Consider the following 14,972-nt stretch of genomic DNA (forward strand, 5'->3'; position numbering starts at 1 on the left):
GGTGAATCATCTATGTGATTCACCGTTTGCTATTGGGTTTTGATTTTCATAAGTTCTGCTTCAATTAACGCTTTGATAATGAAAAAACTCATATAAGCCGGGGGGTGTGATTAGATCACACCAAAATAGATAAAAGCAGCTCTGCTGTCGGGTTCAAAGAGTATTAATGGAAAAGCGTGTAACAGTCAAAAGTGAACGTGAAGAGTATCGCCTCTTTCGCTCACGCGCTATTGTAGCGGCAGCTTTGGTCTTTATTGGGCTTAGTTTAGTCTTCATTAGACTGATCTTCCTGCAAGTAAATAGTTACGAACACTACACAATCCTCTCTAAAGAAAATTACCAAAAACGCATACCCACCCCCCCAGTTAGAGGCCTTATTTACGACCGAAACGGCGTATTACTTGCCGATAACCATATTGAATATGTCCTTGAAGCAGCAGAAGATGATGTAAAAGACATGGACAGGAAGCTAAAACGCCTGATGCAGTTGCTTCCAATCACTCCGCAAGAAATAAAAAAATTCAAACAAAAGTTGCGTGTTAACTCTCGCTTTCAACCCGTTGTGTTACGCAAAAACTTAACAGAAAAAGAAACCGCTATATTTTCGGCAAATAGATTTCGCTTTCAGGGTTTTAATGTCAGCGTTCGTATGAGACGTAATTACCCGCTTGGCTCAACAGCAGGTCACTTGATTGGCTATGTCGGTCGCATCGATAAAAAAGACTTAGAGAAGTTAGACAAGAAAAATTACAAAGGCACGACGCATATTGGCAAGCTCGGCATTGAAAAACAATACGAAGATCGATTGCACGGCAAGGCTGGATACGAATTAACAGAAGTCGATGCGCACGGAAAACCTCAGCTCAAACTAGATGAGAAAGCCCCGATCACGGGTGAAGATTTGTTTCTTAGTATCGACCTTGAGCTGCAATTAAAAGCTGAAGAATTATTAGCTGAGCACAATGGTGCTGCTGTCGCGATCGACCCAAGAAATGGCGAAATATTGGCGATGGCAAGTATGCCAGCATTCGATCCCAACCTATTCGTGAATGGGATAAGCTATGCCAACTATAATGCCTTAAGAGACGATATTGATCGTCCGCTATACAATCGAGCACTACAAGGCTCCTACCCTCCTGGCTCGACCATCAAACCTATGGCAGGTTTAGTCGGGCTAAGTGCAGGCGTAGTTACACCTACCAGCTCGGTTTACGGCAGAGGCTTCTATCAAATCCCAGGCAATAAACACAGGTTCAGGTGTTGGAAAAAAGCAGGACATGGCAACATCAGCCTGAATCGCGCTATTTATCAATCCTGTGATGTTTACTTCTACGATCTTGCATTCCGAATGGGCATTAAACGTTATTCTGATGCAATGAAGCGCTTTGGCTTCGGCAGTCGATTAGGAATCGATCTACCTCATGAAGGCACTGGCATCATGCCTTCTGCTGAATGGAAGAGAAAACGCTACGACAAATTTTGGTACCCGGGAGATACGGTTAACACGGGTATCGGCCAAGGGTATTTTACGGCAACGCCTTTACAATTAGCGTTTGCGACAGCCACCATGGCAACGCATGGTCGTAAATTTAAACCTCATGTTTTAAGGGCAACGCGTGTATCAAGAAATCTGCCGCCAAAAATTGTCACACCTGAAAAACTACCTTCGGTGGGCGTAACAAAACTTCGTTACTGGGATGATGTCATACGAGGCATGGTAAATGTAGTGCACGGGGAACACGGCACCGCAAGAAGATCAGGCGCAGGTGCGAAGTACCGATTTGCAGGTAAAACAGGTACAGCACAAGTCTTTGGCATTGCTCAAAACAAAGAATATGACGCGGCAAAACTCAAGAAAAAACTGCATGACCATGCTTTATTTGTAGCATTTGCACCGGTCAATAACCCTCGCATTGCATTGGCCGTTATTGCAGAAAATGCAGGTGGCGGTAGTAAGGTAGCAGCCCCCATTGCCAGACAACTGTTAGACACTTATTTACTGACACCACAACAAAAAGAAGAAATAAGTGAACAAAACAAACCAAAAGAGTCTGATGAATCACCATCATTGATGAATATAAACAAATTGAAAAAGAAAAAAGAGCTGGAAAGAAAACTTAAACGGGAAATTCAAATCAATAGCCCGCTAACAACAGCACCGAGAACATAATATGAACACAAAAAGCGGTTCAGGTTTTGGCGCATACGTACTGCGCTGGCTTAGCTCTCTAGACTTGGTCATGCTCGTTTCATTAGCGCTGCTGATTGCACTAGGAAGCATTATTTTATTTAGTGCCTCTGGCGAAAATGCGCGGATGATGAATAATCATACGATTCATTTGATTCTAGCAACCATCGTGATGCTAGTTGCCACACAGCTATCCAGCGACCTGCTCAAGCGTTGGTCCTTCTGGATTTATATTTTTGGAATCATAGTACTGATACTGGTACTCATCCAGGGCTCGATGGGTAAAGGGGCTCAAAGATGGTTAGAAATCGGTGCTTTACGTTTCCAGCCTTCCGAAATCATGAAACTGGCTGTGCCAATGATGGTAGCGAGTTACCTGTCTAAAAAAAGTCTCCCACCCAGATTTAAAGAGATTTTTATAGCAACGTTATTAGTAGCAATTCCCATGCTATTAATTATAAAACAGCCTGATTTAGGAACTGCGTTACTGGTTGGTAGCGCCGGATTCTTCGTTATCTACTTTGCAGGACTCCCCTGGAAATGGCTCGGCGCAACCGTGGTTGCACTGATCATAGCTGCGCCCCTGGTATTCTATTTTGGGATGCATGATTACCAAAGACAACGCGTTTTAACCTTACTTGATCCGAGCGCTGATCGATTAGGTTCCGGGTATCATATTTATCAATCTACAATTGCTATTGGTTCTGGCGGCTTTTATGGAAAGGGCTGGCTAAATGGCGATCAGTCTCGTTTAGATTTTTTACCCGAACGTCACACCGATTTTATCTTTGCCGTTTTTGGAGAAGAATTCGGCTTACTCGGTAATTTAATTTTATTCACACTGTATCTGTTTATTATCTGGCGCGGCTTATATCTCGCCATGAAAGGACACGATACTTTTGCACGCCTATTGGGTGGAAGCCTTAGTCTCACCTTCTTTATTTACCTATTGGTAAACACAGGAATGGTTAGCGGAATTCTTCCCGTGGTTGGTGTTCCATTACCACTCATCAGCTACGGGGGCACCTCCTTAGTGACGTTGATGGCAGCATTTGGACTCCTCATGGGTCTTAGAAAACGAAAACGAGGATATGACTAAATGTTCAAAAAATTTACGCAATCTTTAATGTTTAGTGCGGCGTTAGTATTACCGTCACTTTTAGCACCCCCCTACTTTGCGGCGGAAATTAAAGGAAATGCTAATTACACTAGCTACCCGGCGATGCAGCAGCTGATAGAACGTATGGTGCAGAAAGGCTTTGATCGTAATTATTTACATCAGATTTTTTCCAGAGTACAACGTGACGAACGCATACTTGAATTAGTCAGCTCGCCAGCTGAAGGCAAACCCTGGCACAAATATCGTCCAATATTTATTACAGAAGATCGTATTAATTCTGGCGTGAATTTCTGGAAGCGCCATGAAAAAGCAATCACGGCTGCCAGCAAGCAATACGGTGTTGATCCTGAATACATTGTTGCGATTATCGGAGTAGAAACCTTTTACGGTCGTAACACTGGTAAACACAAAGTACTCAGAAGTCTCACTACTCTGGCGATGGATTTTCCGCCACGAGAAAAGTTCTACACTAGCGAACTCGAACACTACCTTGAGCTAATGAAAGAAGAAGGTATCAGAGACCCGAATATTTTAACCGGCTCTTATGCGGGAGCAATGGGCTTAGGCCAGTTTATTTCCAGTAGTTACCGAAATTTTGCCGTCGATTTTAATCAAGATGGACACACAGATTTATGGCATCCGGAAGACGCTATTGGCAGCGTAGCTAACTATTTTTCGCGCCACGGTTGGAAGTCAAATGGTAATGTTACAGTACCTGCTCGAATTTTAGGCAATTTATATGCTAAAATTGTAAATACAAAAGCAATTAAACCAGCACATACCATGCAAATATTGCAGCAACACGGTGTTGAACCACTTGGAAACTTTAGTTCCGAAAAGGTATCACTGTTACAGTTACAAGGATTGCAAGGTTATGAATACTGGATTACGGGCGATAATTTCTACGCAATAACAAGATACAACCATAGCCCTAAATACGCTATGGCAATATTTCAACTAGCTTGGGAAATAAAACGCAGGAAGTTAAACTCGGCTAAATAACGTAAAAAATTAAAGTAATAATTATAGAATTTTATATATTTAAACGAAAAACCATTATCCAAAAAGGGGACGATAATGATAAACCGTACACTTAAAATTGGTACTCATATAGTACTTATCACGACTCTCGTTGGCTTAACGGGCTGTAGCACTTTTAGTAAAGTTGGAAAGTCTGCCAGAAATATGACAACGTTTGGTGGCGACAAGAGCACGGCAGGCACAGACGATAAATTAGTCATTCCACCAAGTCTTCGTGAGCCAGGCGCACGTAATACAACTGTAGCACCACAACAGGCAGCGACAAAAAGATCTACTGCTTCTAAGCCCGCGCGTAAAGCGACATATCAGGCAAACAAGAACTATTACATTGTCGTTGGCACTTATGCCGATCAAATGGAAGCACTTGATACTTTTACCCGTCTTTCATCAATTGGTTTAAAAGGCGCAACAATGGAATCTCGCAAGACCAAAACTGGCAACTTGCTACACATGGTTCGTCTTGGCCCTTACACCAAACAAGAAGATATTGATAAGGCGAAAGATAATTTAACCAGTACCGGTTTATCGCAGTTTAAAATTGTAGAAAGCTAGGTAACATTAGTTATAACTGAGTTCTAACTCAGTTATAATTGCTGACTTTAGTAATTACCCATCTTGAGTAGTTACTCTTTCGATATTCGGAATCCATAATCACACACCATGAAACGAATTTTATCTGTTATTTTTTTCTGTTTTATCACTTTTACTCATCAGGGCTGGGCAGCTGCTGCCGCTCCTGACATAAAAGCTGATAGTTATCTACTTGTAGACTTTCATAGCGGCGTTCAACTAGCTGAAAAGAACCCTGATAAACGCATAGAACCAGCCAGTATCACCAAGTTGATGACGGCCTATGTAATTTATCAAGAGCTGGAAAAAGGCAGCATCTCACTCGAAGACAAAGTTCTTATTAGTGAGAAAGCATGGAAAATGGAAGGCTCCAGAATGTTTGTAGAGGCGGGGAAAAAAGTACCGCTAAATCGCATGATTAAAGGCCTTATTGTCCAGTCTGGAAATGACGCAGCAATTGCGCTGGCAGAACACATTTCAGGCAATGAAACAGCGTTTGTTGCAAAGATGAATCAAACAGCCAAAGACATGGGATTGAACTCAACGCACTTTTCCAATCCAACTGGTTGGCCAGACCCAGACCATTACACAACTGCCAGAGACATCGTTACCCTAACCCGTCATGTCATCAGAGAGTATCCTGAGCAATACAAACTGCATTCCTTAAAAGAATACAGTTACAACGGTATCAAACAATATAACCGCAACAAACTATTGTGGCGCGACCCAACAGTTGATGGTGTAAAAACAGGCCATACAGAATCTGCGGGGTATTGTTTAGTCGCATCAGCTGCGCGTAATGATATGCGTTTAATTTCTGTCATCTTAGGCGCTGAAAATGAGAAAGCGCGTGCTGATTACAGTCAGGAATTATTAGAGTTTGGATTTAGATTATACGAAACACATAAACTCTATGACAAAGGTTCGGTACTTGCTGATGCGCGCGTATGGAAAGGCAATAAGAGCACTGTTCCTGCTGGTATCATGGAAGACTTCTACGTCACTGTTGAAAAAGGTCACTATAATCAACTTAAAGGCTTGATGGAATTAGATGGATCACTTGATGCCCCAATTAAGCGTGGCGATGTAGTTGGGACAGCCATCATTAAAGACGGTGATACCATTGTTAACCAAGTTCCTCTGCTAGCACTTGATGCAGTAGATCCGGGTGGATTCTGGTCTAAAGTGACTGATAGCGTTAAAAAATTATTTAACTAATTTTCTGATCAACATATAAGCAAAAAGCTTTTGTAACAACGTTAGTAACTTCAAGAGCAATTTAATTTCGAGTAGTAAACATGACCGTGCAAGATGAAGAAACACTCATTGAATTCCCTTGTGAATTCCCTGTTAAAGTTATGGGAGCTGCTATTCCAGAATTCCATTCTGCGGTTGATAAAATAGTCAAAACCCACGACCCTGAATACAATCCTGACCAAACAAAACAAAACACCAGTAAAACAGGTAAATACGTGAGTTTAACCTTAACCATCCACGCCAAAGACAAACCACAACTGGATGCGCTTTATCAAGACCTTACCAATCACGAGCTGGTAGTTTGGGCACTCTAGGCGACACATTAATCACCAAACAATTAGGTTTAACTGATTACGAAAGCGTTTGGGAGTCGATGAAAAACTTCACCCAATCTCGCGATCAAGATACACCCGATGAAATCTGGGTCGTCGAGCACCCCCCCACTTTCACGCTAGGTAGAAACGGTAAAGAACATCATATTCTTCAAGAGACCTCTATACCTATTGTTAAAGTAGATCGTGGTGGTCAAGTCACTTACCACGGGCCTGGGCAAATAGTTATTTATCTACTGCTTGATTTACACCGTAGAGGAATCGGTATTCGTCAACTAGTCACGTTAATCGAAAATTGCATCGTAGAATTATTATCAGCTTATGAAGTCACCGCCTACAGCGATGCAAAGGCACCTGGCGTATATGTTGATAAGAAAAAGATTGCAGCTCTGGGACTTCGTGTATCTAAAGGTAGAACAACACACGGATTAAGCCTCAATGTTGATATGGACCTAACGCCATTTGGATACATCAATCCATGCGGATACGAAGGTCTTGAAATTATACAATGTAAAGATCTGGGGATTACAGATTCAATGCCTGTACTCTCGGAAAAATTGACTGCGATTATTCATGCAGAAATCATGAAAGCTGCCGAAACTGCCAAAACCACGGATTAATAACGACCAAGAACTCACGCTTCATCACTTTCTTTAATACTGGTGTATAGGATGCATTTAAAACAATCAGCACAACAGTTGCCAGGTTATCTATACTCACTATTATGAGTCTAAGAACAACTTTCAATTACATCGGCCGCAAAGTTTTATATCTTTGGCTTAAAACAGAAGTCATCCCTAATAAGATTGAACAACTAGACATCAATCCTGATTTACCCGTGATCTATGTTTTAGAAACGCGATCGTGGACCAATTTGCTCGTTCTGGAAGAACAATGTCATCAATTGGGGCTGGAAGCACCTCTTGCAAATATTGCCATACCAGAATTACACGAGTGGCATTCTGTGTATACCATTGCTCCTCGCGAACCATTCAAAGCCTGGTTACAAAATCAACCTAAGCGCTCTCGAATGCTACGCGGCATTATTGAAACACTCAACGATTACCCAGAACAGGAAATACAGTTTATACCTGTGCAGATTTTCTGGGGAAGACCAGTCGCCACACAAAAACACTGGCTACAGGTTTTATTTTCTGATTCCTGGGAATTTGCCGGCAGAACCCGAACATTTTTCAGAGTTCTCTTCCATGGTCGCAATACCTTTATTCAGTATTCAGAAATCATCAGCTATCGAAGTAACCCGTCGAAAAAACGCAATGATGATGAAATCATAGATTCTTTACAGCACACCTTAGCTGATCGTTTAAAAAAGATTCGTACTGCCACGCTTGGGCCTGATATCTCCCATAAACGCACGCTGGTTCGTGACCTGATCATGAAACCCGCAGTACAGACAGCAATCAACAGAAGAAGCACTGAAGACAATATCAGCGAATATAAAGCCGCACTTCAAGCCCGACGTTATCTGAATGAAATTGTCGCCAACTGCACCAATGTCACCATTCAGGTCATGCAACGCGCGCTATCATCATTCTGGAACCGCTTTTATTCGGGTATCGAAGTCAATAATAGTGAATACCTTAAGAGCCTCGCACTAAGTCATGAATTGGTCTATGTGCCTTGTCATCGAAGCCATATTGATTATCTGTTACTGTCTTATGTGATCTACTTTGAAGGCTTGGCTATTCCTTATATCGCCGCAGGTAAAAATCTGAATATGCCCGTAATTGGTTCGATACTGCGCGGTGGTGGCGCTTTCTTTATTCGACGCAGTTTCAAAGGCAATGAACTCTATTCCACAGTAATGTTTGAATATGTGGCTGAGTTAATCGCCAAAGGTATCGCGATTGAATATTTTGTCGAAGGGGGCAGAAGCCGCACGGGTCGATTGCTACAAGCAAAACCCGGCATGCTATCGATGACAGTTCGGGGCTTTTTAAAATACCGCAAACGTCCTGTCGCTTTTATTCCTGTTTATATTGGTTATGAAAAACTACTAGAGAGCAAAGCCTATCAGGCAGAGTTATCTGGTGAAGATAAAAAGAGCGAAACTTTTATTAATTCAGTGAAGTCAATCCTCAAGATACGTGGCGAATACGGCAAGGTTTCTACCAATTTTGGTAAACCTGTTTTTCTAAACAACATCCTGGATCACCAACAACCTGATTGGGCTTCAACAAGTTATGATGATGATTCTCGTCCCGCCTGGACCAGAGATATTGTGGTTAACTTATCCGAGCAGATAATGACTCGCATAAATCAGGCCGCAACGGTTAATTCAATTAACCTGACCGCAAGTGTATTACTTGCTGCGCCCAATCAAAGCATGGATGAAAAAGATTTAGAGCATCAACTCGAAACCTATAAAATCCTGATTAACGCGCTTGAATATTCAGAAAAAATAATCGTTACACCAAGATCCGGCATTGATCAAATCAAACATGCTGAGTCTCTCAAAATGGTCAAAAGACGGGCTCACGACCTCGGCGACATTATCTATTTGAATAATAAACAAGCCGTTTCAATGACCTACTATCGCAATAACATTCTGCACTTATTGGCGTTGCCTTCTATTATCAGTTGCTGCTTTTTCAATGTGCGCACCATGACCAAAGAAGAGATTATAAGTCTGGTATCACTTGCGTATCCTTTTATTCAGAAAGAATTATTCTTAAGCTGGGATAAGACGCAACTTGAAGCAGTAATCACCAAAGTGCTTGACCAGCTTGTTGCATCAAGCTTACTCATTCAGAATAAAGACAAGCAGAGTTATACTCGACCATCATCGAATGACAAAGCATACACACAGCTAACGTTGCTCGCGAAAGTCATTTCTCCAGTTCTCGAAGTTTATTATCTTATCGTTGCATTACTCTCTCGGGACTCGAAACAGGAACAATCCACAACGATCAGCAAACAAAAACTGGTCGACGAATGTATTTTAATGTCCCAGCGAGTAGCGATGATTCATGAAATCAACTCGCCCGACTATTCGGATAAACACCTGATTGCTAATTTTATTGAGACGCTCATTCATATCGACTATTTACGTGAGTTTGAAACAGAGCAACTGCAATACAACGAAGTTTTCCATAAAACAGATAAGCGTATACGACTATTATTACCCAAACAAATGCGTTCGAACATCCTGCAAATGATTGGCGAATAATAGGCGAGTAATCTCTGAATAACGCCTAATTAAATTAGGTCACCCCCCTACTTTGAGGGGCTTTTTTAAAAAACGCCTATAAGTAGGGGGGTGTGATTAAATATTTAAACAGCTTCGAGAACCACCACTACAACAATTACTTCCACAATAAAAAACAAGTTAAACCTCTAAAAACAAAATAATCATAGCGGTAACTTTTAAAGGAGAACAACAATGCTGAGTATCACACGACTGGATATTGATGATGCACACCTTCTCATCAAAGGGGCTCGTAACAAAGCCAATGAAATCGGCGTACCCATGTGTATAGCCATCACCGATGAATCTGGAAACCTAATTGCTTTCGAACGAATGAATGGTGGTAAAACCCACAGCATCAGTATCGCGCAGGATAAAGCTTTCACTGCTGGTGCCGCACGTAAAGCAACCCACGACTACAATGCAGCCAATGTTCCAGGCAGTCTTGCCTTTGGCATCGATACAGAATGTGGTGGGCGCATAAGCTCAGTCGGCGGAGGTATTCCCGTCGTGGTTAATGAGGAGTTTGTTGGCGGCATCGGTGCGAGTTCAGGAACACCTCAACAAGACATGGAAGTCGCACAAGCGGGAATAGATTATTTCCTTAGCAATCGCTAAGCCTTTCATTATTAAATTATTTTTCATATTCGTGCCTATTAATAATGTACTATGACTTCGATCACAATCATTTATATAAAAGGAGTTTAAATGAAACGCATCAATCAACTGTTTGGAATTAGCTTAATAACTCTCGGTTTATCTGCTTGCGGAGGAGGAGGCTCCAGCAGCAGCAACGACGAACCTGAATCAAGGGACGTATCAGGTCTTTCTGAATGCGACACAATCAATTCAACACAAGCGGTGGTGTGTGGAACAGCCTTAGCCAGTGATGGTGTCACCCCATTAATAAATGCAGAAGTCACCTTACTTGATGACGGTGCTAAACCTAGCGGTGCATCTGCCAGAGGCGTAGAAGACCCTGATGTTTGTTTGACCGATGTTGCAGGAGACTATGTTTGTTTACTCCCTGAAGGTGTTAGTGGAGCTGTTAGCCTGCTCATTAGTCTTCCTGGTTTTGTTGACGCAACCGTAGACACAACGGTTTCACCAGGCTCAGTTACAGAAGCGGGTAGCCAGCCACTAGAAAGTGACAACAGTAATAAATGGGTTGTCGTACCAGGCGCTTTTGATGGCGTACAGGTTTTGTTATCACAATTAAAAGACTGTACCTTATCGGATGGCTCAGGAAACCCATTTAACTACGCAACTGGATCACCTGAAAGTGCTAGAGGTAGCGCAGATTGTGAAAACAAAGGGCTGCTTGTACTCGATGATGAAATTAATTCTGCAGAAGAAGCATCCGCTTTCTTTTCGTCCAATGATTTATTTAATTATGACTCGCTCTTTATTAACTGCTCAGCTGATTACGGCAATGTTTCTGGAGTAAACTCGGTTGTTCAAGACTTTGTCGATGATGGCGGACATGTGTATTTCTCTGACCTTTCGAGCAGTTGGTTATCAAGTGCTTTCCCGGGAAAAATAAACTTCGCAGGGAATTCAACGTCAACAGGTACCATAGAAGCGGATGTAACAACACCAGGATTACAATCAGTAGTCGGAAGCAGCATGGAGATCGAATTTGATCTTTCAGTATGGTCAGCGATTGATACTGTTGAGCCAGATGTTACAACGTTTGTTGAAGGTGATATCACTTCTCTGAGTAGCACTTATTCGGGCATTCATCCTATCACCGTCGGCTGGAGAGAAAATAACAGCTCAGGTTGTGTGTTCTACTCTTCATACCATATAGAAGGCGCGAGTCAGGGCTCTGAACAAGAAAGAGCAATGAAGTACCTTGTTCAAAATATTGATTCTGTTTGTCAATAAGCTAATGAATTATCAATAGCCTAGAGAATCGAGATTAACACTTAGTTAATTTCAGACAATAAAAAGCCCCGATAAGCGTATTGCCTATCGGGGCTTTTTTTTAGTTAATTATTGCTAATTAACCTTCAACAACTTTACCGCCTTTGGTGCTGCATTCTTCAGCAGTTGCTTTAACCCAACCTTGACCTTTACAGCTATTTTGGCCTGCACAAGCAGAAGTAGCTGTCGCGCACGCGCTAGTTCCTTTACATGAATTAATACCAGAACATTTAACTTCTGCAGTTTTGCCATGAGACTCAGCTGATGCTGTACTCATACCACCTAAAATAAGTGCTGCTGCGGCTGATGCTAATGCTACGCCAGATAGTTTCTTTACTTGTGACATTTGATTGATCCTCTAGTGATAAATTATTGATTTAAGTTATTTGAGTCTAACAAAAGATTATTCGGGGTAATCCAAGCTACCTTATCAAGTTTTGCAATGATAAGTAGATCATCTAACTACCCCTGTATACGCCAGATCTCATCATATAGATTCATAAACGACAAAAAAATTCAAAAAAGAGTGAAAAATATCACTCTTTTCTAGCAAAATTCATTGCAACCAGAGAATTTCAATAGCTTACTGAAAGATTAAGCGTCTTTCTCAGCCTCTGCCAGATCAGCATCTGTCAGATCAGTGTCAGCTAACCCATCAACGGCATCTTTTGCCATATCGGTAGCAGAGTCCATTGCCGACTTACCCGCTTCAGCAACATTTTCCGCTATGCCACCAGCTGTTTCTGAAACCGAGCTTGCAGCATCTACTGCTGAATCTAATGCTGCTTTACCAGCATCTGTGACCGAATCGGTTACTGCGGATGCCATATCGCCTGCTGCACTTGTCGCAGAATTAACAGATTCTGCGACTGTATCTGTCACACTTGATACAACATCTTCCGCAGCACCTGTTACGTTACTTACAGCATCAGTGACTGAATCCGTAGCGTTACTAACCGCATCTGTTGCCATGTCCGTTACACTGCTAGCCATGTCTCCCGCTGCATCTATTGCACCTGACGCGGCATTAGTCGCGGCATCAACTGCACCACTTGCGGCACCGGTTACTGCATCCGTAGCGGCGTCTACCGCTGAACTTGCCATATCACCAACACTATCAGTAACGTTTGTCATAGCATCTGTTGCGGCAGAGGTTACATTGCTTACCGCATCTGTAGCTGAACTTGCAGCATCACTAGCGATATCTGTTGCATTGGACGCGGCTTCAGTAGCGGTATCTACTGCATTAGAAACAGCGTCTTTCGCGATGTCAGTAACACTACTTGCTGCCTCTGCGGCGTTATCTATGGCAGAATTTGCAGCTTCGGAAGCTGCATCTATGGTCTTCTCTGCAGCGCCTGAAAACATCTCTTTTAATTTGTCAAAAAGTCCGAACATTGTTGAAATCTCCTGTGGGCATATTTTTATGACATGCCGTTAAAGTGTATAAAAAAATTATAGTCACTCCCAAGCTCTGACTATGACGATGTACATTTTTAGTCTACCGTATTCTTTTATTTTTTTCTTACAAACTTAAACGTACCTGGATTTTTATCAATGTTTTGCAACAGAATAAGAAGTATCAACCGTTCACTTGATTGTGAAAAGTCAGCACCAATACATCGCGATATGCGGGTTTGGTTTCATCGATGGGATAAACTTCACTCACGCCGTGCCAGACCATTCTGTCATCGATCAATACCGCATCACCTTTTTCGGTGAGTACGCTGCCAAATACCAGACGTTTATCATCATCATAGATGTGATTTACCCCACCCGTTATGTTCTGACGTTCGAGCACCATGATCAGAATAAAATCAGCACCATCACGATGAATCCCTTCAGGAGTGGGGTTACCAGGTTCTTCGGCACTCGCGACGATACGGAACTGGTGAGCCTGAACACGCCATTGCTTTTCGTTATTAAAACTAATTTCTTTGGTGACTAATCGAATCAGCTTTTCTAAGACAGGGCTTTTTACCGTAGCCTCCTTGAACGGTTCAAATTCACGATAGATTCCACCATTCATATTATTACGATAGGTACTTTGGTAATGCGGCTCGTGGGGCAATAATTCTAACTGGCCACTGGCATACCAGTTAAACACCGAATAACGTCGAAAACGGTAATGTCCACCATCACTTAAAAAGTTATCTTCTGGCAAGTCATTCCAGCTTTGTTGGAAGGTAGTGAGATCGCTATCATGTTTTTTTAGCCAATCACTCCATTGAGAATTGGTAATATTCAAGCCTTGTAGCAAGCAAAAGCCTTCTGACTTTAAATCTTTTTGAATGTCTATGGGTTTCATTGAATGATTCTTGTTAAGCAATAAGGAATCTTAACGCTGTAAACAGATACAGTATAGGTACAGTTGTGACTATTTGTTACACCATCTGACCTATATTTTAACGAGAATTCTCGTTAATTCTCTTTTTATACCTTTAATCCAGAATGTTATTTCTCATAATATCCAATGGGCACCCCCCACCTTTGGGGCCTTTTTTTATTGAATCTAATAAAAAATAAATAATATCAATCCATTTTGAGTCTCACTGCTACTATCTAAATGAAAGTAGTGTTTACAACAACTATTCATAATTATAAAGGAGATGATCAAATGAGTTTAATGGGTACATTAGGTAAAGTGGCAATGGGTGTTATCGTTGCTAAAGGCGTTGGCAAAATGATGGGCGGAAGCAGCGGCAGTAGCGGTGGTGGCTTAGGTGGTTTACTTGGCAGTCTTACTGGTGGTAACAACTCTAATTCTGGTAATACCGGCGGCGGCCTTGGTGGCTTACTAGGTGGTCTTGCAGGAAATTCTGGCAGTGGCGGAGGTTTAGGTGGCATTCTTGATTCTCTAGGCGGAAGCAATAACTCACAATCTGGCGGTGGTCTCGGAGATTTATTGAATAACGCGTTAAATGGTAATGACCCTGAAGCAACAAGCGAACAGGATAATCAGGCAGAAGTGATGTTACGTGCGATGATTAGCGCGGCTAAATCTGATGGCGTATTAGATGATGAAGAAAAGCGTAAAATCACCGAGCACCTCGGCGACGCAACACCTGAAGAAATCGCATTCGTTCGTCAAGAACTAGAATCGCCATTAGATACACAAGGTTTAATCCAGAGTGTTCCTCGCGGAATGGAAGAGCAAGTATATTTCATGGCTTTATTGGCAATTGACCTGGACTCAAACCACGAAGCGAAATTCCTCGATGAATTGGCAAAAGGTTTGAATATCTCTAATCAGACGTGCAATCAAATACATGAAAAATTAGGTGCTCCAGCGCTTTATTCTTAATCTGTATTGAGTGTCTTGAAATAGAT

General features: G+C 42.0%; 14 protein-coding genes. 11 read left to right on the forward strand and 3 right to left on the reverse strand.

The genetic code is table 11. The annotated features are described in order from the left end of the window. Positions 1 to 166 precede the first annotated feature (166 nt). From mrdA to EV695_RS19860, 10 genes are all read left to right on the forward strand, one after another. Positions 167 to 2,170, forward strand: coding sequence for a penicillin-binding protein 2 (mrdA, locus tag EV695_RS19815; RefSeq protein WP_131907739.1), 2,004 nt, complete (start codon positions 167 to 169; stop codon positions 2,168 to 2,170). A 1-nt stretch (position 2,171) separates the two neighbouring features. After that, on the forward strand, positions 2,172 to 3,287 hold the full coding sequence (gene rodA, locus EV695_RS19820) for a rod shape-determining protein RodA (protein ID WP_131907740.1): 1,116 nt from the start codon (positions 2,172 to 2,174) through the stop codon (positions 3,285 to 3,287). Then, positions 3,288 to 4,310: a lytic murein transglycosylase B gene (gene mltB, locus EV695_RS19825; RefSeq protein WP_131907741.1), complete on the forward strand. Its 1,023-nt coding sequence runs from the start codon at positions 3,288 to 3,290 to the stop codon at positions 4,308 to 4,310. Positions 4,311 to 4,385: 75 nt separating this feature from the next. Next, a complete protein-coding gene (locus EV695_RS19830) occupies positions 4,386 to 4,901 on the forward strand; it encodes an SPOR domain-containing protein (protein ID WP_131907742.1) in 516 nt (171 codons plus the stop codon). 108 nt (positions 4,902 to 5,009) lie between these two features. Then, positions 5,010 to 6,137, forward strand: a complete 1,128-nt coding sequence (locus EV695_RS19835) for a D-alanyl-D-alanine carboxypeptidase family protein (protein ID WP_131907743.1) — start codon at positions 5,010 to 5,012, stop codon at positions 6,135 to 6,137. Positions 6,138 to 6,217: 80 nt separating this feature from the next. After that, the gene (locus EV695_RS19840) at positions 6,218 to 6,490 is read left to right on the forward strand and encodes an HP0495 family protein (protein ID WP_131907744.1); all 273 of its coding nucleotides are present in this window, start codon (positions 6,218 to 6,220) and stop codon (positions 6,488 to 6,490) included. Further along, on the forward strand, positions 6,478 to 7,128 hold the full coding sequence (gene lipB, locus EV695_RS19845; protein WP_131907745.1) for a lipoyl(octanoyl) transferase LipB: 651 nt from the start codon (positions 6,478 to 6,480) through the stop codon (positions 7,126 to 7,128). Before EV695_RS19840 ends, lipB begins: the two co-directional genes overlap by 13 nt. 104 nt (positions 7,129 to 7,232) lie before the next feature. Beyond that, positions 7,233 to 9,698: a glycerol-3-phosphate 1-O-acyltransferase PlsB gene (gene plsB / locus EV695_RS19850; protein ID WP_131907746.1), complete on the forward strand. Its 2,466-nt coding sequence runs from the start codon at positions 7,233 to 7,235 to the stop codon at positions 9,696 to 9,698. 213 nt (positions 9,699 to 9,911) lie between these two features. Continuing rightward, positions 9,912 to 10,334, forward strand: a complete 423-nt coding sequence (locus tag EV695_RS19855) for a GlcG/HbpS family heme-binding protein (RefSeq protein ID WP_131907747.1) — start codon at positions 9,912 to 9,914, stop codon at positions 10,332 to 10,334. Positions 10,335 to 10,424: 90 nt separating this feature from the next. After that, positions 10,425 to 11,603, forward strand: coding sequence for a hypothetical protein (locus tag EV695_RS19860; RefSeq protein WP_131907748.1), 1,179 nt, complete (start codon positions 10,425 to 10,427; stop codon positions 11,601 to 11,603). A gap of 118 nt (positions 11,604 to 11,721) precedes the next feature. Here the strand turns inward: EV695_RS19860 and bufA2 are convergent, their stop codons facing one another. The 3 genes from bufA2 to EV695_RS19875 all read right to left on the reverse strand — a co-directional run bounded on the left by bufA2 (position 11,722) and on the right by EV695_RS19875 (position 13,950). Further along, a complete protein-coding gene (gene bufA2, locus EV695_RS19865; RefSeq protein ID WP_131907749.1) occupies positions 11,722 to 11,988 on the reverse strand; it encodes a BufA2 family periplasmic bufferin-type metallophore in 267 nt (88 codons plus the stop codon). 248 nt (positions 11,989 to 12,236) lie between these two features. After that, on the reverse strand, positions 12,237 to 13,040 hold the full coding sequence (locus tag EV695_RS19870; protein ID WP_131907750.1) for a hypothetical protein: 804 nt from the start codon (positions 13,038 to 13,040) through the stop codon (positions 12,237 to 12,239). A gap of 184 nt (positions 13,041 to 13,224) precedes the next feature. Beyond that, entirely contained in the window at positions 13,225 to 13,950 is a 726-nt protein-coding gene (locus tag EV695_RS19875; RefSeq protein WP_131907751.1) for a 2OG-Fe dioxygenase family protein, read from the reverse strand. Between the two features lie 309 nt (positions 13,951 to 14,259). On the opposite strand from EV695_RS19875, the gene EV695_RS19880 reads away from it, so the two are divergent. Further along, positions 14,260 to 14,946, forward strand: coding sequence for a DUF533 domain-containing protein (locus tag EV695_RS19880; protein WP_131907752.1), 687 nt, complete (start codon positions 14,260 to 14,262; stop codon positions 14,944 to 14,946). Positions 14,947 to 14,972: the final 26 nt, after the last annotated feature.

The organism is Cocleimonas flava (assembly GCF_004339015.1).
Taxonomy (GTDB): Bacteria; Pseudomonadota; Gammaproteobacteria; order Thiotrichales; family Thiotrichaceae; genus Cocleimonas; species Cocleimonas flava.